This window comes from Hydrogenophaga electricum (genome assembly GCF_030160815.1).
GTDB lineage: Bacteria > Pseudomonadota > Gammaproteobacteria > Burkholderiales > Burkholderiaceae_C > Hydrogenophaga > Hydrogenophaga electricum.
The window spans coordinates 129,937-150,996 of the sequence record NZ_BSPB01000004.1 but is presented as its reverse complement, the minus strand read 5'-3'; the positions used below and the strand labels follow the sequence as shown (position 1 = coordinate 150,996).

24 protein-coding genes are annotated in these 21,060 nt (G+C 64.8%); 10 read left to right on the top strand and 14 right to left on the bottom strand.

The annotated features are described in order from the left end of the window. Positions 1–4: 4 nt before the first annotated feature. The 10 genes from QQK43_RS04360 to QQK43_RS04315 all read right to left on the bottom strand — a co-directional run bounded on the left by QQK43_RS04360 (position 5) and on the right by QQK43_RS04315 (position 9,780). Positions 5–976 (bottom strand): relaxase/mobilization nuclease domain-containing protein, encoded by a 972-nt coding sequence (locus QQK43_RS04360; RefSeq protein ID WP_284306815.1) that lies wholly within the window; start codon positions 974–976, stop codon positions 5–7. Between the two features lie 16 nt (positions 977–992). Continuing rightward, positions 993–1,565: a hypothetical protein gene (locus tag QQK43_RS04355; protein ID WP_284306814.1), complete on the bottom strand. Its 573-nt coding sequence runs from the start codon at positions 1,563–1,565 to the stop codon at positions 993–995. A 321-nt stretch (positions 1,566–1,886) separates the two neighbouring features. After that, complete coding sequence (locus QQK43_RS04350) at positions 1,887–2,843, bottom strand: ParB/RepB/Spo0J family partition protein (protein WP_079364932.1); 957 nt, start codon at positions 2,841–2,843, stop codon at positions 1,887–1,889. Continuing rightward, the gene (locus QQK43_RS04345) at positions 2,824–3,681 is read right to left on the bottom strand and encodes a ParA family protein (protein ID WP_079364933.1); all 858 of its coding nucleotides are present in this window, start codon (positions 3,679–3,681) and stop codon (positions 2,824–2,826) included. The genes QQK43_RS04350 and QQK43_RS04345 overlap by 20 nt, the downstream gene beginning before the upstream one ends. Positions 3,682–3,906: 225 nt before the next feature. Next, positions 3,907–4,767, bottom strand: coding sequence for a DUF932 domain-containing protein (locus QQK43_RS04340; RefSeq protein ID WP_284306813.1), 861 nt, complete (start codon positions 4,765–4,767; stop codon positions 3,907–3,909). Positions 4,768–4,844: 77 nt separating this feature from the next. Continuing rightward, positions 4,845–5,294: a single-stranded DNA-binding protein gene (locus QQK43_RS04335; protein ID WP_284306812.1), complete on the bottom strand. Its 450-nt coding sequence runs from the start codon at positions 5,292–5,294 to the stop codon at positions 4,845–4,847. 703 nt (positions 5,295–5,997) lie between these two features. Next, positions 5,998–6,534 (bottom strand): RadC family protein, encoded by a 537-nt coding sequence (radC, locus tag QQK43_RS04330; RefSeq protein ID WP_079364936.1) that lies wholly within the window; start codon positions 6,532–6,534, stop codon positions 5,998–6,000. Positions 6,535–6,927: 393 nt separating this feature from the next. Next, positions 6,928–7,584, bottom strand: coding sequence for a hypothetical protein (locus QQK43_RS23645; protein WP_256861422.1), 657 nt, complete (start codon positions 7,582–7,584; stop codon positions 6,928–6,930). Next, the gene (locus QQK43_RS04320) at positions 7,572–8,948 is read right to left on the bottom strand and encodes a ParB/RepB/Spo0J family partition protein (RefSeq protein WP_284306810.1); all 1,377 of its coding nucleotides are present in this window, start codon (positions 8,946–8,948) and stop codon (positions 7,572–7,574) included. Before QQK43_RS04320 ends, QQK43_RS23645 begins: the two co-directional genes overlap by 13 nt. Before the next feature lie 439 nt (positions 8,949–9,387). Continuing rightward, complete coding sequence (locus QQK43_RS04315) at positions 9,388–9,780, bottom strand: ATPase (RefSeq protein WP_284306809.1); 393 nt, start codon at positions 9,778–9,780, stop codon at positions 9,388–9,390. A gap of 383 nt (positions 9,781–10,163) precedes the next feature. Between QQK43_RS04315 and QQK43_RS04310 the strand changes: the two genes are divergently transcribed. Continuing rightward, entirely contained in the window at positions 10,164–10,484 is a 321-nt protein-coding gene (locus tag QQK43_RS04310; RefSeq protein WP_079364937.1) for a YnfA family protein, read from the top strand. A gap of 28 nt (positions 10,485–10,512) precedes the next feature. On the opposite strand, the gene QQK43_RS04305 is transcribed toward QQK43_RS04310, so the two are convergent. After that, positions 10,513–10,950 (bottom strand): Cd(II)/Pb(II)-responsive transcriptional regulator, encoded by a 438-nt coding sequence (locus QQK43_RS04305; RefSeq protein WP_079364938.1) that lies wholly within the window; start codon positions 10,948–10,950, stop codon positions 10,513–10,515. 90 nt (positions 10,951–11,040) lie between these two features. On the opposite strand from QQK43_RS04305, the gene QQK43_RS04300 reads away from it, so the two are divergent. The 9 genes from QQK43_RS04300 to QQK43_RS04260 all read left to right on the top strand — a co-directional run bounded on the left by QQK43_RS04300 (position 11,041) and on the right by QQK43_RS04260 (position 17,869). Then, positions 11,041–11,685, top strand: coding sequence for a cation efflux transmembrane domain-containing protein (locus tag QQK43_RS04300; protein ID WP_079364939.1), 645 nt, complete (start codon positions 11,041–11,043; stop codon positions 11,683–11,685). Beyond that, the gene (locus QQK43_RS04295) at positions 11,669–12,052 is read left to right on the top strand and encodes a DUF3703 domain-containing protein (RefSeq protein WP_284306808.1); all 384 of its coding nucleotides are present in this window, start codon (positions 11,669–11,671) and stop codon (positions 12,050–12,052) included. Before QQK43_RS04300 ends, QQK43_RS04295 begins: the two co-directional genes overlap by 17 nt. Positions 12,053–12,631: 579 nt before the next feature. Beyond that, a complete protein-coding gene (gene lspA, locus QQK43_RS04290) occupies positions 12,632–13,060 on the top strand; it encodes a signal peptidase II (protein WP_241559594.1) in 429 nt (142 codons plus the stop codon). Then, positions 13,057–13,473 carry a disulfide bond formation protein B gene (locus QQK43_RS04285; protein WP_066159776.1) on the top strand — a complete coding sequence of 139 codons (417 nt, stop codon included), beginning with the start codon at positions 13,057–13,059 and terminating at the stop codon, positions 13,471–13,473. The genes lspA and QQK43_RS04285 overlap by 4 nt, the downstream gene beginning before the upstream one ends. After that, a complete protein-coding gene (locus tag QQK43_RS04280) occupies positions 13,470–14,174 on the top strand; it encodes a DsbA family protein (protein WP_066159774.1) in 705 nt (234 codons plus the stop codon). The genes QQK43_RS04285 and QQK43_RS04280 overlap by 4 nt, the downstream gene beginning before the upstream one ends. Positions 14,175–14,274: 100 nt before the next feature. Next, positions 14,275–14,814, top strand: a complete 540-nt coding sequence (locus QQK43_RS04275; protein ID WP_066159771.1) for an SCO family protein — start codon at positions 14,275–14,277, stop codon at positions 14,812–14,814. Positions 14,815–14,877: 63 nt separating this feature from the next. Then, positions 14,878–16,182, top strand: coding sequence for a M23 family metallopeptidase (locus tag QQK43_RS04270; protein WP_164868435.1), 1,305 nt, complete (start codon positions 14,878–14,880; stop codon positions 16,180–16,182). A 20-nt stretch (positions 16,183–16,202) separates the two neighbouring features. Continuing rightward, positions 16,203–17,462, top strand: a complete 1,260-nt coding sequence (locus QQK43_RS04265) for a L,D-transpeptidase family protein (protein ID WP_164868434.1) — start codon at positions 16,203–16,205, stop codon at positions 17,460–17,462. Between the two features lie 122 nt (positions 17,463–17,584). After that, on the top strand, positions 17,585–17,869 hold the full coding sequence (locus QQK43_RS04260) for a CopK family periplasmic copper-binding protein (RefSeq protein WP_066159762.1): 285 nt from the start codon (positions 17,585–17,587) through the stop codon (positions 17,867–17,869). Positions 17,870–17,916: 47 nt separating this feature from the next. Here the strand turns inward: QQK43_RS04260 and QQK43_RS04255 are convergent, their stop codons facing one another. The 3 genes from QQK43_RS04255 to QQK43_RS04245 are packed head-to-tail and all read right to left on the bottom strand — an operon-like array spanning position 17,917 to position 21,046. Continuing rightward, positions 17,917–18,441 carry a metal-dependent hydrolase gene (locus tag QQK43_RS04255; protein ID WP_127806697.1) on the bottom strand — a complete coding sequence of 175 codons (525 nt, stop codon included), beginning with the start codon at positions 18,439–18,441 and terminating at the stop codon, positions 17,917–17,919. 30 nt (positions 18,442–18,471) lie between these two features. Continuing rightward, complete coding sequence (locus tag QQK43_RS04250; RefSeq protein ID WP_084397535.1) at positions 18,472–20,808, bottom strand: heavy metal translocating P-type ATPase; 2,337 nt, start codon at positions 20,806–20,808, stop codon at positions 18,472–18,474. A 4-nt stretch (positions 20,809–20,812) separates the two neighbouring features. Beyond that, complete coding sequence (locus tag QQK43_RS04245; protein WP_066159755.1) at positions 20,813–21,046, bottom strand: DUF2933 domain-containing protein; 234 nt, start codon at positions 21,044–21,046, stop codon at positions 20,813–20,815. Between the last annotated feature and the right edge of the window lie 14 nt (positions 21,047–21,060).

Genomic DNA, 21,060 nt, shown 5'->3' with positions numbered 1-21,060 from the left:
TGCATCAACGGCACGTCTCAGGTCCAACTTCTGGCTCAAATCTTCGGTACCCGTTCGCCGCGTTTTGCGACTTCACCTGCTGCTTCCACGACTCTGAAACCTCCTGAACAAAGCTAGCGATCGAAGCGGCCAGCTTGACATCCCGTGCATCAGGTGACGCCGCCAAGGCCTGCCCAATGTGCAGCCAGCCCTTTATGGCCTCTTCCCGGCTGGTTCGCGCCTTGGCTCCTGAGTTATTGACGGGTCGGACCTTTCTCAACCGACCGCCCTCATTGGCCTTCAGCCGCCAGAGGTCCGGATAGCTGGTGTCTCGCCCTCGCGTGGCTTGCCGGGTGGCCTCGGCCTCAACCCCATAGCCGCGCAGCTTCTCGGCAAAGGTCTCGCGCCATCGCTGCAGGTCGGCCTTGCGGGGGTTGAGGCGCCTGCCGCTCATGGACTCTGCCCGCACGCTGATGTGCACATGTGGGTTGGCCTGGTGGTCGTGCAGCACCATCACGTACTTGTGGTCAGCCAGCTCGGTCTGCGCGAACTCGCGCGCTGCTTTCTGCACGATCAGCGGGTCAGTTCCTCGGGGCATGGACAGCATGATGTTGAAGGCCTCGCGCCGGTAGCCTTCTTCCCCGATCAGGCTACCGCCGTAGCGCCAGTCTTCGCCCAGCTCGTGCACAGCGGATTTGCCGCGCACCGTGTCGCCTTGTTCGGTCTCGATGTCGAGTCGGCCGTTCTTGCTGATGTAGCGGAAGTGGGCCGCAATCGCCAGCATGCCCCGCCCTCCCCCGGTGACCTTGACCATGACCTGCGGCGCTCTCTTCACCACGGTGGCTTCAATGCGCTTGCGGATGGCGTCTGCGCGCTGGCGCATGCCTCCATCGCCCAGCTTGGGCTGAGGCTTGACCTTGACCACCCGGTTGCCTGGGTAGAACAGGCGATCACCCCACTGGATGAGCACCCCGTCGATGTTGGGCGTCTGGGTCATGGTGTCCTCCTGGTGGTCATCGGCTCAGGTGCCGAGAAGTCAGTGCGGATGTCCCACGCGGCCGCAGGTCGGCCAGCAAGGCCGCTGCCTGGGCGAGGTGTCGCCGAACGTCGCCATCCAGCGTGTCGAGCATGTCCCGGTAGACCAGCGCCTTGGGCACGTTGCTAAGGGTCAGCAGGCGTGTGAGGGCGTGGATGTTGCGGCTGAGGTCAGCGAGATGGGCGTTGGAGCCTGTGAGTGCGGCCAGTTGCTCCGCCTTGCTGGCGCCGCTCACGAGCCAGGGAGCTCCCGCCACCAGTTCCGCCACGTAGCTACCAGGGCTCAGGCCCGCCTGCTTCGCAGCAGCCAGGATGGTCTGAATGTCTTCGCGGGTCATGCGCAGGCACAAGCGTGTTTTGGCCGATACCTGTTTGTGCTGCGGGTTCCCGGACACCTCCGACTCGGGGTCCGCAGGTACCCCCAGTGCTTGAACCAAGGCCGTTCTGACCAGGGTCGAGGGCGACATGCCCAATGCCTGAGACCGGTCCAGCAGCAGGCCCTTCAGGCCTTGCAGGTCGATGCTGATGCGCTCGCGAGAATGGGACTCCATGATCGCCTCCGGACACGAGATCACCCGGGGTGAACGTGTCGGACAACCGACGCCGCGGCGCCTATCCTGCAATCACCCATGCACTGATGTTCACCGAGGATCGATAGAACCGAGGCGCTGGATTCACCCTGAAATCCAGCAGACACAGGCAGGCTCCCGCCCACCAGGTTGTCAAGCTGCTTGACAACCTGGTGAGGCAGGTAAAGCGATCGGGAGGGGATTTGCAGCAAGCCGACGGAGTCAAAGCCGGGGCGCAGCTGCCAGGAAAAAGAAGTGGTTCAGGGCCACTTCAGGCGATGAGTTGTCAAGCTGCTTGACAACTCACAGCCCGGTCCAGCCGATCAAGGTCAGGCGGCTGGCTTGCACCGCTTGCAGCGGGCCACCCTTCACAGACACTACATAGACCTGCCCTGCCTGTGCTGGGGCCTGCAGGGCGTTGAGAACCACCTCGACACCATCCAAGCTCGCCAGCAGTCTCAACGAGGCTTGCAGAGGCATACGAGGCCTGGTCTCGGTGCTGGCGCCTGTTGTTGGACGGCTCTTCACAAGAAGGCCTTGATCGGAGCACTTCCCGAGGCTGGCCTCCACGGACTCGATCAATGCCGAAGTGCCGCGCCTCACACTGCCCGAACCCTCTGCCAGGTCGGACCGAAGTGACAGGACCATCTCGCGCGAGATGGCCTGGCGATCCGATACCCAGGCCTCGACGTACTGCGGATGTTCCCCGGCCAGCTTGCGCAGTTCATGCAGCTCGGTCAGCCCTCGACAACGCCCCTCCCGGTACGCGGCCATCAACCAGTCCGGCGGATCGATCAAGGCTGTCGCCAGGGTCACGTACTGCCGGCTCTTGCCGATGGCGCGCGCGATGTCGGCCTGTGTCTGCCCCTGGTTCAGCGCCCGTTGCACAAACAGCGCGATCTCCAGCGGGCTCAGGCCCTTGCGCTGTTCGTTCTCGATGAACTGGTCCACGCTGTTGGCGGTCTGGTCCACGAAGGCGGGGATCTCGGACAGTCCGACCCGCTGGCAGGCCCGCAAGCGTCGGGCGCCGAAGTTGAGCATCCAGCGCCCAGGTTGCGTGGGATGTGTTCGAACCGAGACAGGCTGACGCACGCCCCGTTCGCGAATGGTCTCCGCCAGCTCGTCCAGGCTCTGTTCGTCGAACTCCTGCCGGGGCTGGTCCGGGTCTTCGTCGATGGTGTCCAGCGGAATCCGCAAAGGGGTACCGCCCTCGCCCCCGGCCGGCGGCAGCAGGTCCAGACTATCCAGCGACAGGGCCATGGTCCGCTCCGTTGATGGGGGTGATGGGGGTTGTCTGTGTCGGCGCACCATCCAGCACAGCTTTGGCGATCACGACCATGGCCACCACGATCTCGCGCCAGGCGTCTCGCGCAGCGGTCTTCTTCATCTCCCACAGCACCAGACCTTCGGCCTGCGCTTCGGCCACGACCGAGCGGCGCGGCATGGAGGCGTACTGCCCAGGCCTGGTGCCGTAGGGAATCAGGATGGGGTGGAACTTCTGCACCAGTTGCAGGAAGTTCTCCCGCTGAAACGGGTTGGCCTCCACCATGACCGGCAACAAGCCAATCAGGCGCAGCTTCGGGTTGAGCATCGACGTGATCTTTCTCACTCCCACCCGAGGGTGGTTGAGCAGGGCGTGCACGCCGTCCAGGGCTTCCTGGTTGAGCTGGATCGGCGAGAGCACGCAGTCGGCCGAGGCCAGGGCCGAGATCATGCGAATGTCCGGGTTGGGGTTGGTGTCGATGAGGCATACATCGAACCGGTCGTCCATGGCCTTCAGGAAGGCGCGCAGGTGGTTCGCGAAGTCGTTGTGCAGGCTGGGCTGGCGCTCCAGCCCGGAAAGACCTTGGTCAGCGGCGACGAGGACGAAGTCCGCGGCCGGGATGACCGGGTTCACCTGCGTGAGCAAGGCACTGGCCGGGACTTCGGCCACGACCGCGCGCTGGGACTTGCGCAGCGGGTCCGAGAAATTGCCCTGGTGGTCCAGGTCGATGGCCAGCACGCGGCAGCCGAGTTTGCGGAAGTAGTGGGCCAGCAAGGTGGCGACGGCGGATTTGCCGACACCACCCTTCTGGTTGGCGAGCACAAGGGTCTTCATGAGGTGTCCTCCAGCGCGATCGACAAGGGAGGTCGAGGCGGAGGACGTTTCCCGGGTGCCGCGCTCGATGCGCCGGCGGCCGGGATCGCGCGAGCCGGCGCCGGCCGGCGAGCGCGTTTCAGAAGTTCACGCGCACGCACCGCTCGATGATGGATGCACTGCGGCGTGCGGGCGGCGCTGGATTCGAGGTTGAATCCAGCGCCGGGTTCTTTCATACCTTGTGGCTCAGGCCTTGAGCTTGCGCATCTCTTCGGCCAGCACCCACAGCGCCCGGTTCAGGCTCACGCTGCGGTCGATGCTGGCCACCGGGCGGGTGTGCAGACGTCGGCCCTTGGCACCGCGCCCGGGCTGACCACCACGCAGGGCGTTTTCCTGCACCCGCTGAAATGTGGTCCACAGACTGTTGCCGAAATCCTCCGGCCGGCGGGCTTCGATCAGCTGCTCGGCGGTCACCGGGGCCGGTGGTTCGCCCTCCCCCCGCTCACCGTAGCGCAGCGCCAGGGCGGCGGTGGCAAAGGCCTGCTGTTCCTCACGATGCAGCGGCAGCGCCTTCATGCGGTCGGTGGACGCGTCCACCACCTCGAAGTCCTCCAGCACCCGGAACGCGCCTTCGATCACCTCGTCCTGGATGTTGCCCTTGTGGGGGATGCGGATGTCGTTGGTAATGTCTCCGACCACCAGACCATTGCAACAGACGAACCTGAACTGACCAGCGAGCATCTGGTAGCTGCTGGCCCCGTCGTGGCTGTTGATCAGGATGATCTCGTTGGCCTCGGGCCGGGTGTTCACCTGCCCGGCGTGGCGCATGCGGATCATGTGCTTGGTGAACTCGGTCTTGCCTTCGATGCGGCTTTTGCTCTGGGCGACCATGAAGGGTTCGAAGCCCTCCTGGCGCAGACCGCGCAGCACGTCGATGGTGGGAATGTAGGTGTAGCGCTCGGAACGGCTGCCGTGTTTGCCTTCGGCAAAGATGGACGGGGCAGCGCGGCGCATCTGGTCTTCGGCCAGCGGGCTTTCGCTGCGGATGACGAAGGTGTTCTGGCCAAAGCGGGCGGCCAGACGGGGGGAATGGGCGGTAGAGATCATGGTGATGCTCCAGGTTTGGTGAAAGGGGAATGAAGAAATGGGGAATGCCGGGCGGCGGAACCGCCCGGCTTGCGGGGTCAGGCGTGCGCAGGTTGGCGCTCGTTGCGGGCCTTGCGGCTGCTGGCTGCGCTCGGGGCAGCAGCAGGTGGATCACCCGCACCCTCACGCGAGCGGCGGGCTTCGCCTTCGGCCTTGCTGTCGAGGTAGTCGATTTCGTCCACGGTGAACGCCAGCCCGTAGACCTCCACCCCGTCGTTGTCCTGGTAGTGGTTGTTGCGCACCCGCCCGACGATGTTCACGTGCGAACCTTTGCCCAGGTACTCGGCGGCGTGTTCGGCCTGCTTGGCCCACAGCGTCCACTGGATCGCGGTGGCTTCTTCGGACCGCTCTTCGCCGCTGCCCCGGCGGCTGTTGCTGATGGCGGTCAGCACCGCCTTGGCGACCTTGCCGTCGCGCCCGTTGACGAATTCGAGCTTGACGGCACCGGCCAGGTGCGCGTGGCGCTGGATGACTTGAACGTTGGCCATGATGGAACTCCTTGCAAGAGCGATCAGCCGGACCCCGATCCGGGTTCCTCAAAGCTGATCCTCTCGCTCGGACTCCCTCGCTCCCGCCCACGGGCGGGCGGGGGGTGGGCATAGCCCCTTCCCTCGGGAAGGGGTGGGGGATGGGGACACCTTGCAGCACGAAACAGTGAGCCAGTCACCTGGCCCACCGCTGAAAGATCCCCCCACAAGTCCCCCTCACCTGTGGATGGGGGCGCCGTGGGGGGATTGCGGTGGGCCCAATGGCGCACGCGCTGCCCCTAGCCTCTTCGGGCGACCAGCAAAGCGCAGGCGACCGCACCACTTGAGCAGCGGCGGCTCTGCGGACGGCGTGACACCAAGCGCAGCGACTGGCGCGGCGTTCGAGCCGCTGCGATCACTTCAGGGATTCGCCGTCTCCGGTATTCCCAGCGGCCCGGCTTCGGGCATGGCGAGTGCCCGGGGGGGACGATCTGGCGGGTGGGACGGGACCACAGCGCAGCGGCGGGAGCGAACCGAGCGTCAGTTCGTCCAGCGGGCTCGTTCCCGCGCAGCGGGAAGGAAACCAGACCGCGGTCCCCGGGCACGGGACAGGGCCGCTGCTCCCCGTGCTGCTGGTGATCACCGGCCATGCTCCGCCCTTCCCTGCGCTCGTGCGAAGCGCACTGTTCAGCAACAAGAAAATTGGGGCCGACGGCCCCATGGGTTACACCAGACCGCATTCGGCCATCGAGCAGATCACGTCGCCGGCGACGATGAAGTGATCGAGCACCCTCACATCGACCAGCGCCGCTGCGGCCTTGATGGTCTGCGTCAGGTGTTCGTCAGCGCGCGACGGACGGGCCTCGCCACTGGGGTGGTTGTGCACCAGGACCAATGCGGAGCTGTTCCGCAGCAGCGCATCGCGCACGACCTCGCGCGGGTACACCGATGTCTGACTGACCGTGCCGCGGAACATCTCGACGTAATCCAGCACGCGGTTCTGGGAGTCCAGGTGCACCACGGCAAACACCTCGTGCGGAAGGTTTCCGAGTCGGGCGCGCAAGAAGTCCTTCACCACAGCAGGCGAGTCCATCAGATCGCTGCCACGCACCTGTGCAGCCAGCAGCCTCTGTGCCGCCAGCAGCACCTCGTCGGCCTCGGCTGGCCGGTACTGGCCCGCCAGGTCGCGGATGAGAAAGCCTCCCGCCCCTGCGGGCACCGACAGGAGGGAATCGAGGGAAGAGAACAGATCGTGCTGCATGACCAACTCCGGTGATCGGGCGGGATTGCCCGAGACCGGAACCGGCACGCCGCAGCGCAGCGGTCACAGGTTCGAAGACGGCCGAATGGCCGCCAGCGCCCGCAGGGCGCGCAGACCTTGACGGCGAGAACGGTGTGCAAGGATGAAGGGAACAGCAAGCCAGCCCCACCACACATGTCCGAGTGAAACAGGCAAGCGCAGCGCGCAGGCCGGGGGCATGCCAACGGCCGGAGGCGTCAGCGATCGGCGCCCGACAGGGTCGAGACACCGGGTCACGCGTGGCCTGGTGGCTCGATGCGCAGCACCAGAGCGCGGTCCGGCTGCGCCGGAGACGCACAAAAAATCCCGGCCGAAGCCGGGATGTGAAGAGGCGTTTCGGAACTTGTCGCAGCGTCAAGCGGCCTGAGTTTCTTCCGGCTCTTGCTCACCCTGCCCTTCCTCAACCTGCACTGGCTCGGTCAGCATTTGCGGCAGCCAGCCCGAGCCAGCGGCCAGCCGCCCGGCCTCGGCGGCGATCTGGGCCTTCTTGAGTTTTGCCAGTCGTTGCACCTCGCCCGGCGCGAAGACCTGCACCGCCTCCAATGCCTTGGCCTTGGACACGTGGTCGAAGTAGCCCGCTGCGGTTGGAGCCCACCAACCATGCATGTCCAGCCCCACCGCCTGCGCCAGCAGCGCGGCGGGGGCTTCGTCTTCGCGGTGAGCGATGGCCGATACCGTCAGGCCCACGCACAGGGCCAGCAGCGACAGCAGTTCTTCCTGCTCCATTGCCAGGAATTCGGCAAACAGGGCCTTCGGGTCTTCCGGCAACCGCGCTGCCCAGGCCTCGCGCACGGCACGCAGGCCCTGCGAAGCCGGGGCCTCTGCAACGTCTGGCGCATGCTGCTCCAGCCGGTCCTGCGGTGTGGCGCTGATGTTGACCGGCGATGCACCGTAGCCACCCAGGATCACCCGCTGCGCCAACTGGTGCACCAGAGCCACCAGCGCGATGCGCGGATGGCGGGCCACCTCGGCTTGCAGGGCGGCGGTGCGGTGCGCGCTCAAGCGGCGCACCAGTTTCTCCGACAGACCGCCCCGGGTGGCGGGTGCATCTGTTGGCCCTCCTTCGCCTCCTGCGTGTGCGTCCGGCGTTGGCCGCTCCTGCGCCCGCAGTGCCTTGACCTGTTCAACGCGCAACAGCCCGCGATGCACCACCACAGCCCCATGGGGTCCACCGACACCACCGCGCCGGCCATGGACACGACGCCGGGCTCGTACACCACCAGGGTCTGTTCGATGGCGTCCAGTTGCTCGCCCAGCCGGTCCAGTTCTTCGTGCAGAGCCTGCGCACCGTCGTCGCTCAGGTCGTCGTACTCGTCGTCGAGCTTGTCCTGGAGCCGCGCCTGCTCCGCCTCCAGCTTCTCGATGCGTTTGGCCTCGGCTTTGGTGGGCTCCCGACGCGAGCGCCGCGCCCGCTGGAAGGTGTGCAGTTCGGCCGACGACACGCGCGGTGTGATGTCCACCCAACCCCAGCCTTCGGCCCGCACCGACTCGGCCGCATCGGTCAGCCGGTCGCGGGCCATCTTCTCCAGCAAAGCGGCATCGGTGAGGAACACCCCCTTCTGCTCGTCCGCGAACAGATCGCGCCGGATGCCACCGCCCGCTGCTTCGTAGGCCTCGACGCCGACGAAGCGGGCCAGCGCATCGCGGCAGGCATCCACCTCGTCGCGGGTCAGGTGGTCACGCAGGGATTCCGGGCTGCGTTGCCACTGTGGCACTTCGTAGAACGCGGCTTCCTGCGCCGCATGGTCGTCGGTGATCGCCAGGGCCATCAACTGCTCCAGCGACACCGCGCCTTGCTGGTAGTCGGCCAGCAAGCGGGGCGAGACGTTGGCTAGACGCAGCCGCCGCTTGACCACCAGCGGCGTGACGCCGAAGTCGGCGGCGATGTCTTCCAGCGACCGGCCTTCGGCCACCAGCGCCTTCCAGGCGAACAGTTCATCCACCGGGGTCATGGGCTCCCGCTGCACGTTCTCGCTCAGGCTCACGGTGCGGGCCGAGGTGTCGGGCACCAGCAGGCACGGCACCGGATGGTCTTTCGCGAGCTTGTGGCGCTTGACCAGCAACTTCAAGGCGGCCAGCCGCCGACGCCCGGCCACCACCTCGAACCATTGCCCATCGGGCGAGGTGATGACGGTCAGGTTCTGCAGCAAACCCACGCGGGCGATGGACGCGGCAAGTTCGGGAATGGCCGTGCCGCCGCTCTGTCGCACGTTGCGGCTGGAAGGCCGCAGCCGCGACAAGGGGATCAGGTGCAGCTCGTAGGGTGCAACTTCCGGCACGGTGACGGATTCACCGGCAATGGCGGCAGTGCTGAGGACTGCCGCAGCAGCCACGGCGCTCAAGGCCAGGGTTTCGGTTTGGGTAGCGGTGTTCATGTGAAATCTCCTGTCCCACACGGGGACCTTGTTCAAACAATGGAAGACATCGGGAAAAGGTTGGGAAGTCAGTCGGTGCTGTGCATGGGCGCTCTCCTTGGGTGTTGGGCTCCGCAGGGGCCGCGAAGCCCTTCGCGGCCATGGGCAGCAGCTGGGGCCGGCGCGGGTGCGCCGTCAAGGGAGGAAGCGAAGGCGCTGGCGCGGCCCACAGGCGCAGCCGAGGACACGGGCGCCGCAGCGGCCCTTGACGGGGGGAGCGCCCGCAGAGGCCAGGCAAGCCGGTGAAACCGGCGCGCAGGGGGTGCGAATCGCGCAGCACTGCCGGAGAGAAAGGGATCGGCCTATTGGGTTGAGGGTCAACCCCAACAGCGCAGCACAGCAACAGAAAAGCGCCGCTCCCGCGATGTACGGGGCGGCGCCTCAAGGCCTCAACGCAGCGTCAATCTGTCGCAGGCACCATCGCCTGCAGTTGTTCGATTACGCCAAGCTCGACAAAGACACACGGCTGCTCGGCCGCGACCGGAACGTTGAACACCCGGGCGAAGGCATCCCGCTTCAAATGCGCCAGCCGCCCGGTGCGGTACGCCTGATCAGGCTTCATCAGGCCCGAACCCGACGGCGTTCCGCTGCGCTGTGGATCGCATTCGACCAAGGCCACGAAGCCCTCCGAGAACAAACGCTGGTGCTCGGGACACAGTCCCCAGCCCGTCGTCGTGTGGTGCTTCATGCTCGCGCGCAGGCGACGATCCAGCAGGATGTTGCCCGTGTCAAAAGAGGTGCCGCACACCAGACAAAGCTGCTGCTCCAGCGAAACGTGTGACTTGTCGTCCATGGTGATCTCCGATTGATCGGGCGGGATTGCCCGAGACCGGAACCGGCACGCCGCAGCGCAGCGGTCACAGGTTCGAAGACGGCCGAACGGCCGCCAGCGCCCACAGGGCGCGCAGACCTTGACGGCGAGAACGGTGTGCAAGGATGAAGGGATCAGCAAGCCAGCCCCACCACAACAGCAGGCGTGAGACAAGCAAGCGCAGCGCGCAGGCCGGGGGGATGCCAACGGCCGAAGGCGCAGGGATCGAAGCCGAATGGCCGTGACCCGGCATGGGGCGCGGGGCACAGCCCACAGAGCCCGACGGCGGCACGCCGGGACGCACCACCAGAAAAAGTCAAGCAGCACGTCTTTCTGGGTTATCCACCGGCCAGCACAATGCCATCATGAAAATCCTGCTGCTTTTCGTCGCCACCGCGCTGGCAGAAATCATCGGCTGCTATCTGCCCTACCTGTGGCTCAAGCAAGGCCGGTCCATGTGGCTGTTGGTGCCCGGCTTCCTGAGCCTGGCCTTGTTCGCCTGGCTCCTGACCTTGCACGACACGGCGGCCGGTCGCGTGTATGCCGCCTACGGCGGCGTCTACATCTCTGTGGCGCTTTTGTGGCTTTGGGCTGTCGATCAGGTGCGTCCCACCGTGTGGGATATCGCGGGCGTGGCGATGGCTCTGATCGGCATGGGCATCATCATGTTCCAGCCGGCCCGCTGACCCCAGCCAGGGGGACCGTGCAGATGCCTCAGGGCAGCTTCACCGAGTGGCAAGCGCAGGCTTCACCGTGTGCGGCGGCCACCAACTCCTTGAGGATGCCGCAATCGGCTCCGTCGTCGTCACAACGCCCGCAACTGGCCTTGAGCAGCAGCAACTGCTTCTCCAGCGCTCGCATGCTCTTGAGTCTTGCCCGCACCCGCTCGATCTGCTCCTGCACCAGCTGGTCCACGTCCGGGTGCGGCTTGCCCGGTGCGTCCAGCGCACTCAGCAGTCGGCGGATGTCGGCCAGCGGCATCTCCAGCGCTCGGCAATGCCGGATGAAGGCCAGTTGTTCCAGGTGGGTGTCGGTGTAGTCGCGGTAGCCGTTGTCTTGGCGCGCCGGTGCTGGCAGCAGGCTTTGCTTCTCGTAGTAGCGGATGGTTTCCACATCCACGCCAGTGGCCTGGGCCAGTTCCTTGATACGCATAGGGTTTTTCAGGTCGTTTGAGGAGTGGAATTGACTCTGGAGCCGCTCCAGGTTTTTCAATACCCTCATTCTGTACCTGTAGGAGTTCCCATGTCCGCCCACTGCTGTGAGCACGAAACCCCCAAGCCCGCCCAGATTGCCAACCTGACCCGCTACCGCCGGGTGTTGTGGATCGCTCTGGCGGTGAATGCCGCGATGTTCGCTGTTGAACTGTCGGCCGGGTTCACGTCTGGCTCCCTGTCTCTCATAGCCGATGCCATCGATTTCGCAGGTGACGCGCTGAACTACGGCGTGTCTCTGGCGGTGCTGGCGTCGGCAATGGCATGGCGGGCGCGTGCCGCCATGCTCAAGGCCGTCAGCATGATGGGCTTTGGTGTGTATGTCCTGGGCCAGGCCATCTGGTCGATCTGGAACGGGGGCACGCCCGACGCGCCGACCATGGGCGTGGTGGCCCTCATGGCGCTGGTCGCCAATGTGGGTGTGGCCTGGATGCTCTACGCCTTCCGGGAGGGCGACGCCAACATGCGCAGCGTCTGGCTGTGCTCGCGCAACGACGCGATTGGCAATGTGGCTGTGTTTCTGGCCGCACTGGGGGTGTTCGGAACTGGAAAAGCATGGCCTGACCTGATCGTGGCCAGTCTGATGGCAGTGCTTGCCCTTCACGCCGGCTGGCAGGTGCTCCGCCAAGCCCGTGGTGAATTGCAAGCGGATGATCACCATGGCCACGCCCACTGACACTTCGCACACCGTTGATTTCGACGCTGCGGTGTACATGCGGCTGCTGTCGAGCTACAAGCAATCCAGCGACGCCCAGCCCGGGCAGCGCTGGCTCTTGCTGGAAGCCCTGCATGTGCTGGGCCAGACGCGGTTCTATCCGCACCTGGAGACCCATGTGCTGATGCTGGGGCTCGGATGGCGCACCCGAAACTGGGCCGAAGTCCGCGGGCAAATCGTCCGCCTGATGCTGGTTCCTCTGGGACATGCCTTGGGGCGCTTGCCCCTGGGCAACAGCGGCCGCTCGAACATCAGCGCCTTCCAGCCCATGCCCGTGCGGCAGGACATTGCAGACGCCATCAGCAGAGCCCGCGATTCAGGCCGCTAGGGTTTTGACCGGTTTTCATGAAGGCCAACCACTACAATTCCATCATGCGTTCTTGGCTGCTAGTCGTGTTGATGATGTGGATGCCGCTGCAGCTGTCCTGGGCTGCATCGGGGTCTTATTGCGCGCACGACCAGGATGCCACGGTGCAGCATCTCGGGCACCACGCCCACCAGCACCAGATCGCCGAAGAGTCTGCTGCCAACCAGTCGGCCGCTGGCGCCGTGTCGCCCGATTTCGATTGCGGAACCTGCCACGCCAGTTGCTCCATGGCCTTGCAAGCATTGCCCTCTTCAGGGTGCGTTCAAGCCAGCTCGGTGGTTCTGCCTCGACCTCGCCCATGGTCGGATTCTTTGCTCATAGACCGCCCTGATCGGCCACGGTGGACATCCCCGGTTTGACCGGGGATTGGCTCACCGCGCGGTAGCTCCGCGCACCCATCAATCCCTGCAAAGCGCACCAATCCCTTGGGGTTGGTGATGTTTTCATTTTCGGGATTGATTCATGCATTTTTCTCTTTGGCGGGCCCACCCCCGCTTGCTCTGGCTCTTCGCAGTGGGGGGCATGATCGCTTTGGACCAGATGACCAAGGCCTACTTCGCCGCGACGATTCCCTTTGGATCATCGGTGGAGGTGACGAGCTGGTTCAACCTGGTTCATGCCCTGAACGAGGGGGCCGCTTTTTCGCTCTTCGCGGATGCGGGTGGCTGGCAGCGCTGGTTTCTCATTGCCATCAGCATCCTGGTGGTGGTTCCCATCACCTTCACCAGCCTGGTCAAACACGCCACCCCCCTGGATCGTCTGGTCGGGTCACTGATCGTGGCCGGTGGAACAGGCAACCTCCTGGATCGCGTTTTCAACGGCGCGGTGACCGACTTCCTGGACGTGCACTGGCGCGGTCTGCACTGGCCGGCGTTCAACCTGGCGGATGTCTTCATCGTCCTGGCCGTGATCGGCTGGGGATTGATGTCGTTGCCACTGTCGTCCGCCAAGACCCGGAGCGAACCATGAAGAAGGACTGGACCCTGCTGCTGATGGCCTGGCTGGTGGCGACCACTGCCACCCTGGGCGCGCTGTTCATCGGTGAAGTCATGGGCATGACGCCCTGCGTGCTGTGCTGGTACCAGCGCATCTTCATGTTCCCCATCGCCATCGTTCTGGGCATCGCCTGTTTCAACGATGACCGCCGGGGCGCCGTCTATGCCCTGGCCCTGGCCTTGGGCGGTCTGGCCATGGCCGGCTACCACACCCTGCTGGTCGCGGGCCTGATCCCCAAAGCCTGGGTGCCGTGCAGCGCAGGGGTGTCTTGCGCGGACCAGAAGCTCGAAATCCTCAATGGTGTCCAGATTCCCTGGCTGTCATTGGCCGCGTTCTTGGCGCTGGTCATCCTTCTCGTCGTCTACCTCAGAAAGTCCTCCCGATGAATTCCAAAAAAATCACCGTCGCAGCCCTGGTCGCCATCGTCCTGGTGTTCTTCTTCCTGGGCATGAATGCCTACCAGAAGCGGGTCCAGAACTCGCAGGCGGAAAAGGTCAATCAGGTCGTCAAAGAGTCCACCGGTCAGCCGGTCAACCCGTCGGGCAGCCAGGCAGACAACCGCCTGGTCCGCTTCCATTCGCCGGTCTTTGGGCCGCGCAACGCGCCGGTCACCATCGTCGAGTTCTTTGACCCTGCGTGCGAAACCTGCCGCGCCTTCTACCCCATCGTCAAAGACATCCTCAAGCAGTACCCGAACGATGTGCGCCTGGTGATCCGGTACGCCCCCTTCCATGCGGGCTCCGATCAGGTGGTCAAACTGCTGGAGGCCGCCAAACTGCAGGACAAATACCTGCCCGTGCTGGAGATGGTGCTGGCCGCCCAGCCCCAATGGGCCGACCACGGCAAGCCCAACCTCGATCTGGCGTACCGCGCAGCGCAAGATGCTGGTCTGGACATCGCCAAGGCACAGGCCGACGCACAGACTCCGGCCATTGACGGAGTTTTGAAGCAGGACATCGAGGACCTGACCGCCCTGGAAGTGACCAAGACGCCCACGTTCTTCGTCAATGGCCGCGGACTGCCGTCTTTTGGCGATCAGCAGTTGATGGCGCTCGTGGCCGAAGAAGTAGCCAAAGCCAGGAAGTGACATGACACAGCGCTCTTCAACCATTTCAGACGACTCGTCCATCGACCGTCGGCGATTTGTTCAGACGTCTCTCGCTTGCTTGGCAGGTATCCCTGCGTTGATGGCCTGTTCACCAGAAGCTCCCAAGTTCAAGAGCACCGATGTGACCGGCGCCTCCTTCGCCCAGGATCTGCGGCTCAAGGATCACCTTGGCAACCTGAGGACGATGAAGGACTTCAAGGGCAAGATCGCGGTCGTTTTCTTCGGCTTCACGCAGTGTCCGGACGTCTGCCCCACCTCGATGACCACCATGGCGGAAGTCAAGCGCCTGCTGGGCGCTCAGGGTGACCAGTTGCAGGTGCTCTTCATCACGGTGGACCCCGAGCGGGACACGCAGGCGCTGCTCAAGGAGTACATGGCGAACTTTGACCCGAGCTTCATCGCGTTGCGGCCCGAGCCCGACGAACTCAAGGACGTCGCGGCGGGCTTCAAGATCTACTACAAGAAGGTCCCGGGCTCGACCCCGACCTCCTACACCATGGACCATTCGGCAGGCAAGTACATCTTCGACACCGAAGCCCGGGTCCGCCTGTTTTCCGCCTACGGAACCGATGCCGCCACGATCGCGTCGGACATCCAGATCCTTTTGTCCAATGCTTGAGGCGCGTCAAGCCTTGGCAAAGCCACCGTCTGTCCTGCCATGAAGCCAGTCCACTTGCTCCCTTTGAAAACACTGATCCAAAGCCACCGACGGCCCGTGCTGGCGGCCCTGGGCAGCCTGATGCTGGGCACGGGTGTCGTGGCCTTTGGCGTCTCACCCAACTTGCCCGACGCGGCCCAGTGGCCGGTTCGGCAGGTGGTGGAGACCGTGGATGCGCCTCTGGCGGAGCCTGCGCTGACGGCATCGACGCCCGAGTTCCTGATTCACCAATCGCAGCTCACCCGCCGTGACGACTCCCTCCAGGCCTTGCTCAAACGGCTGGGTGTCGATGATCGTGAAGCACAGAGCTTTCTCGCGCGTGACGTCACATCGCGCCTGCTGCTGACCGGTGCATCTGGCAAGCTGGCTTCTGTCACCCGGACCCCCGAGGGGCAATTGAAGACCTTGTCGGTGCGCTGGGTGGACGCCAACAACCAGCGCGTCAGCCGACTGGTGGTGGAACAGCAGGACGGAGGATTCAACGCCCGACTCGAACAGCCCACGCCACGTCGCCTGGTGCAGTTTGGCTCGCTCACCATTCGCTCCTCGTTCTACGCGGCCACCGATCAGGCCGACATTCCGGATGCCATCGCCGCGCAGACGGTGGAGGCTTTTTCCGGGGACCTCGACTTCCAGCGCGACCTGCGGCGAGGCGCGCGTGTCGGCCTGGTCTATGAAGCCTTCGAGCTGGATGGTGAAATCCTGTTCGCAGGGCAGTTGCTGGGCGCCGAGATTCAGAGCGGCCAGGAAACACACCAGGCCATGTGGTTCCGGGCGCCCGGCAAAGCGGGCGAGTTCGTCAGCCTCGATGGGGAGAGTCAGCGACGCGCCTACCTGGCATCGCCCCTGGCGTTTTCCAGGGTCACCAGTTCTTACGGGCCACGCATCCACCCTGTGTTCGGGGGGCAAAAAGCCCACAAGGGCACGGACTACGGCGCGCCGGCCGGAACCCCGATCCGAACCGTGGCCGACGGCGTGGTGAGCTTCGCCGGTCGCCAGGGTGGCTATGGCAACTACGTCGTGATCCAGCACCCCGACAAGGCCGCCACCGCGTATGCACACATGGAACGCATCACCGTCCGCTTGGGCCAACGCGTGCAGCAAGGCCAGACCATCGGAACGGTCGGCTCCACCGGAACGGCGACAGGCCCGAACCTGCACTTTGAATACCTCGTCAAAGGCGTGCAAACCAACCCGTCGCGGATCGCCAGCGATCCATCGGTCTCGACCGTTGCGGTGGCCCAGCTGCCCGGCTTCAAGCAGGAGTCCAAGGCCATGCGGGAACAACTCGCCATGGCCGCTTCCGTCGCCCTGGCCCACGCGCAATGACCTTTGGACAGAACGACGCCATGTTGGTACCACCCGATCGGGTCACCACCCGACGAAAGTTGCTCTCCCGAGCCGCGCTCGCGGGTGCGTCTCTGGTCCTGCCATTCGGGCAAGCCAGCGGCCAGACCCCCAGGAGCAGCCTGAACGATGGCGCTGTTCTGGCCGGCTCATTGCGTTCGTCGCCGGAAGCACGCCTCATCGCGGTCTACCGCGCCATCGCAGCCGGGGACCGGCAAGCCCTGCCATTGGCTGCGGCGCTGGTGCGTGACGTGCCAGGTTTCCAGTTGGGACAACTCGTTTACGGGGACCTTCTGATGGCCCAGAGTGGAACGCTTCCCAGCTTCGCCACGGTGACGGATGGCCCTCCCGCGGTTCGGGAGCAACTGCAAAAACTGCGCGCCGAGGCCACCCGGCGCTTGGGTTCGCTCAGAGAGATGCCACCGCCCGGCACCGTGCCGGAGCAGGTGCTGGAGCTTGCCCGCAATGTTCGGCATGTGGTCGTCGTGGACGCCAGCCATTCACGGGTCTATGTGTTCGCGCAGCAGTCCGGCGGCCTGCAGCTGATCCGCAGTTTCTATGCATCCATCGGTCGAGCGGGGTTCGACAAAGAGGTGGAAGGCGATCTGCGCACGCCGCTGGGTGTGTACCACATCACCAGCCGGCTGGACGACCAGCAGGTCGAAGAGCTGTACGGCATCGGCGCGCTGCCGCTGAACTACCCTAACGAGCACGACCGCCGGATGGGCCGCACGGGCGGCGGCATATGGTTGCATGGCGTTCCTCGCGTGTCCTACGTCCGCAGCCCCTACGCCACCGAAGGTTGTGTCGCCTTGGCCAACGACGACATGGCCTACCTCATGCGCGAGCTGGAGCCGCGCCGCACGCCGGTCATCATTGCCGACGAGGTGACTTGGGTCAGACCGGACACGCTCTCCAGCCACAGAGCGGAGTTCCGCGAGTTGCTCTCCCGCTGGACGGAAGCCAGGTCATTGGGCGACCGGGCGACGATCCAGGCCCTGTCCACCCGAGATTTCCAGGCAGACGAAGGGGTGCAGGACCGGCCGCTCAAGACGCTGGTGCGCGCTGCAGCGCCAACGCGCCAGAACCGGCGCATCGATCTCAAGGAGGTGTCGATCTTTCGCTGGAAGCGCGGCACCGAAGTCACGGTGGTCAACTTTGCCGAGGTCGTGGCGGGGGAGACACGCGGGCTGGTCAAGCGCCAGTATTGGGGCAAAGAACAGGGCCGCTGGAAGCTGTTCTACGACGGCGTGACGGGCTGACAAATAGCAGTCAAAACTGTCATCTGCAGGCAAGCTAGCGGTCACCCGCACCTCACTACATTGCATCTGTACACGGTACCTCGTTGCATCACCCGATCAACGTGAAACTTTCAGGAGCAACCATGATTCGCAAGTTCAACATCCTCGTCCTTTCGCTCGCCGCAACCCTCCCGGCTTTTGCCATGGATGCGGCCCAATCCGAGGCCAAGCAGACGGTGCCGCTGGTCAATGGCGAGACCTTGTACGTCTTCAAGGACGGGAACATGGCCAAAACCAACCAATTTGGACGCACTGCATACCTCGCCAAAGGAGAGGTCGTTCAATCGGTGGACGGTCAGAAGATCAGCACGGTGGGCAACGAAGTCGCTCGTCTTGATATCCTGGCGCGCAAGGGTCACCACAACTGATCGCGACCTCTGCGCAGAAACAGCCACCCTGTCTTGGGGTGGCTTTTCTATTTGTGGCGGAACATCACGGTGGCAACAGCCAACATAGCCAGATAGTTGACCACCATGAACCACGGGGTGTTCCACGCTATACCGTCGAACCCCCAATAGGTCACCGGATAAAAAACCGGGGATGGGTAGAAATCAGCCGAGTGGGTAAAGACATCGATCAGGATGTGGGACCACCAGCCCAGCAAAGGTATCCAGAGGCGTCTCAACCACAGCCAGCAGCCGGCAGTGACCACACCGGCCACCAAGGCGCTGTGCATCACACAATGCAGGTGGTGCGTGAGTGCCGTGATGGTTGGAGACATCGCCGGCTCATAGCCCGGCAGCGCATTGGCATAGGCCTGCAGGACAGACCAGCCATTCGAAGTGAGCAGTGCAAGGTATCCCAGAGGAAGCAACTGGACCAGATCAGGCACCACCGCCATACCGATCGCCAGGGTTGCAGTGCGACGGTCCAGGCGTCGATGCCTATGCATCCACGCTGCGCCAAGGCCCACCCACACCCCATGCGCAACAATGTCCATGGTCAGACCTCGTTGTAGGGTGAGCCTGCGCTAGAGCCGTGCCGACCTGAGGCGCAGCGCATTGCCAATAACCGACACAGAGCTCAGGCTCATGGCCAGCGCAGCAATCAAGGGCGACAGCAGCCAGCCCGTCAACGGGTACAGCACACCGGCGGCCACCGGGATGCCCAGTGCGTTGTACAAAAAGGCAAACACCAGGTTCTGCTTCATGTTGCCCACGGTCGCTTCCGACAGCGCCCGCGCTATAGCAATCCCGCGCAGATCGCCTTTGACCAGGGTCACCTGCGCGCTGTTCATCGCCACGTCGGTCCCGGTCCCCATGGCCACGCCCACATCGGCCTTGGCCAGTGCCGGCGCATCGTTGATGCCATCACCGGCCATGGCCACCACGCGGCCTTCTTTCTGCAAGCGCTCGACCAGCAGCAGCTTGTCAGCCGGCTTGACCTCGCCATGCACCTCGTCGATGCCCAGGCGGGCGGCCACAGCCTGGGCCGTGGTCAGGCCGTCACCGGTCGCCATCACGATGCGCAGACCCGATGCCTTGAGGGTCGCCAAGGCCTCCGGCGTGCTGGCCTTGACCGGATCGGACACCGCCAGCAGGCCCATCAGCTGGCCATTCACGGCCAGGTGCATCACGCTGGCACCTTCTGCGCGCAAGGCCTCGGCCTGTGGCACCAGCGCCGCGACGGAGACACCGAGCTGTTCCATCAGCGTGGTGTTGCCCAGCGCCAGCTGGCGCCCGGCCACCTGACCACGCACGCCGATGCCCGAGCCGGATTCGAAGTTCTCGGGTTTGTCCAGCGCCATCCCGCGTTCGCGGGCGGCGCGCACGATGGTTTCGGCCAGCGGGTGCTCGCTGCCCTGGTCCAGGCTGGCGGCCAGGCGCAGCACCTCGTTGGCTTCAAAACCGGGCGCGGGAATAGCGCGCTCGAAACTCGGGCGGCCCTCGGTCAGGGTGCCGGTCTTGTCGATGATGAGGGTGTCGATCTTGCGCATGTTCTCGATCGCCGCGGCGTCCCGGAACAACACGCCGTGCGTGGCGCCCCGACCGGTCGCGACCATGATGGACATGGGTGTGGCCAGACCGAGGGCGCAGGGACAGGCAATGATCAGCACCGACACCGCATTGATCAGGCCGAACACCCAGCGCGGCTCGGGGCCGAACAGGCCCCAGCCGAAGAAAGTCAGCAAGGCAATGCCCACCACCGTGACGACGAAGTAGCCCGCCACCACGTCGGCCATGCGCTGCATCGGCGCGCGGGAACGCTGTGCCTGGGCCACCATCTGCACGATCTGCGACAGCATGGTGGACGCACCCACGCGCTCACTGCGCATCACCAGCGCGCCGCTGGTGTTAAGCGTGGCACCAATCACCTTGTCGCCCACCCGTTTGGCCACTGGCATCGGCTCGCCCGTGAGCATGGATTCATCGACCGAACTGCCGCCTTCGGTCACCTCGCCGTCCACCGGGACTTTTTCGCCGGGGCGCACACGCAGCAAGTCACCCACGTGCACATGGGTCAGCGGCACGTCCTCTTCCGTGCCGTCGGCGCGGATGCGGCGGGCGGTTTTGGGCGCCAGGCCCAACAGCGACTTGATGGCGGCCGAAGTCTGCGACCGTGCCTTGAGTTCGAGCACCTGGCCCAGCAGCGTGAGCGAGATGATCACAGCGGCGGCCTCGAAGTACACGGCGACGCGGCCCATGGAGATGAACGAGTCCGGGAACACCTGTGGCGTGACCGTCGCGACCACGCTGTAGACAAACGCGGCCCCCGTGCCCAGCCCGATCAAGGTCCACATGTTGGGACTGCGGTTCATCACCGATTGCCAGCCACGCGAGAAGAACGGCCAGCCGGCCCACAGGACGATGGGAATGGACAAGACCAGCTCGACCCAGCTCTGCACGGTCATGTCCATCCACTGGAGGCGGTGGCCGAACATGGCGAGCACAAAGACCATCACGGTCAGCGGCAGCGTCCACCAGAAGCGGCGCTGGAAATCGCGCAACTCGGGGTTGTCGTCGTCTTCGAGTTCCGGCAGCAGGGGCTCCAGCGTCATGCCGCACTTGGGGCAGTTGCCTGGATGCTCCTGGCGAATCTCGGGGTGCATCGGGCAGGTATAGACCGTGCCGGCAGCCGCTGGCGCGGAGTCTGCAGGCGCCGTGGACACCAGGTACTGCAGCGGGTTGGCCGCGAACTTGCCTTGGCACTTGGCACTGCAGAAGTAGTAGGGACGACCTTCGTGTTTCAACGTGTGCGCCGACTGCGCCGTGACCTTCATGCCGCACACCGGGTCCTTGAGATCGGTGGGCGAGACGGGCTGGGGCGGCGGGTGGTTGTCGTGGTGATGCTGTGCATGCATGTCCATGGCCCTATTCCTTGTCGTTGTAGGTGCGCCGTGGCGTCTGTGCATGGTTGCCGTGCCCATGCATCAGGTGCATCAGCGGGCACGCCAGCAACAGCAGGTAGGGCCAGTAGCCCGTGACATGGCCCCAGTGCTCGCGCAGCAGATAGAACCCGGCGATCAAGGCAGCTGTCGCCAGCGCCATGCCGGCTGGGCGCCGCCAGAAAGAAGGCACATGGGGTTCGTTGTCATCGTGGTTCATGGTGTCTGGTGCTC

Bases quoted from the DNA above. Each gene is read 5' to 3' on its own strand.
- QQK43_RS04295 (WP_284306808.1), top strand. From the start codon at position 11,669: ATGGCCACGCCCACTGACACTTCGCACACCGTTGATTTCGACGCTGCG.
- QQK43_RS04245 (WP_066159755.1), bottom strand. From the start codon at position 21,046: ATGAACCACGATGACAACGAACCCCATGTGCCTTCTTTCTGGCGGCGC.
- QQK43_RS04355 (WP_284306814.1), bottom strand. From the start codon at position 1,565: ATGGAGTCCCATTCTCGCGAGCGCATCAGCATCGACCTGCAAGGCCTG.
- QQK43_RS04345 (WP_079364933.1), bottom strand. From the start codon at position 3,681: ATGAAGACCCTTGTGCTCGCCAACCAGAAGGGTGGTGTCGGCAAATCC.
- QQK43_RS04340 (WP_284306813.1), bottom strand. From the start codon at position 4,767: ATGATCTCTACCGCCCATTCCCCCCGTCTGGCCGCCCGCTTTGGCCAG.
- QQK43_RS04305 (WP_079364938.1), bottom strand. From the start codon at position 10,950: ATGCGTATCAAGGAACTGGCCCAGGCCACTGGCGTGGATGTGGAAACC.
- lspA (WP_241559594.1), top strand. From the start codon at position 12,632: ATGACCAAGGCCTACTTCGCCGCGACGATTCCCTTTGGATCATCGGTG.
- QQK43_RS04300 (WP_079364939.1), top strand. From the start codon at position 11,041: ATGTCCGCCCACTGCTGTGAGCACGAAACCCCCAAGCCCGCCCAGATT.
- QQK43_RS04275 (WP_066159771.1), top strand. From the start codon at position 14,275: ATGGCCTGTTCACCAGAAGCTCCCAAGTTCAAGAGCACCGATGTGACC.
- QQK43_RS04255 (WP_127806697.1), bottom strand. From the start codon at position 18,441: ATGGACATTGTTGCGCATGGGGTGTGGGTGGGCCTTGGCGCAGCGTGG.
- QQK43_RS04320 (WP_284306810.1), bottom strand. From the start codon at position 8,948: ATGAACACCGCTACCCAAACCGAAACCCTGGCCTTGAGCGCCGTGGCT.
- QQK43_RS04250 (WP_084397535.1), bottom strand. From the start codon at position 20,808: ATGGACATGCATGCACAGCATCACCACGACAACCACCCGCCGCCCCAG.
- QQK43_RS04350 (WP_079364932.1), bottom strand. From the start codon at position 2,843: ATGGCCCTGTCGCTGGATAGTCTGGACCTGCTGCCGCCGGCCGGGGGC.
- QQK43_RS04310 (WP_079364937.1), top strand. From the start codon at position 10,164: ATGAAAATCCTGCTGCTTTTCGTCGCCACCGCGCTGGCAGAAATCATC.
- QQK43_RS04335 (WP_284306812.1), bottom strand. From the start codon at position 5,294: ATGGCCAACGTTCAAGTCATCCAGCGCCACGCGCACCTGGCCGGTGCC.
- QQK43_RS04315 (WP_284306809.1), bottom strand. From the start codon at position 9,780: ATGGACGACAAGTCACACGTTTCGCTGGAGCAGCAGCTTTGTCTGGTG.
- QQK43_RS04265 (WP_164868434.1), top strand. From the start codon at position 16,203: ATGTTGGTACCACCCGATCGGGTCACCACCCGACGAAAGTTGCTCTCC.
- QQK43_RS04285 (WP_066159776.1), top strand. From the start codon at position 13,057: ATGAAGAAGGACTGGACCCTGCTGCTGATGGCCTGGCTGGTGGCGACC.
- QQK43_RS04280 (WP_066159774.1), top strand. From the start codon at position 13,470: ATGAATTCCAAAAAAATCACCGTCGCAGCCCTGGTCGCCATCGTCCTG.
- QQK43_RS04260 (WP_066159762.1), top strand. From the start codon at position 17,585: ATGATTCGCAAGTTCAACATCCTCGTCCTTTCGCTCGCCGCAACCCTC.
- radC (WP_079364936.1), bottom strand. From the start codon at position 6,534: ATGCAGCACGATCTGTTCTCTTCCCTCGATTCCCTCCTGTCGGTGCCC.
- QQK43_RS04360 (WP_284306815.1), bottom strand. From the start codon at position 976: ATGACCCAGACGCCCAACATCGACGGGGTGCTCATCCAGTGGGGTGAT.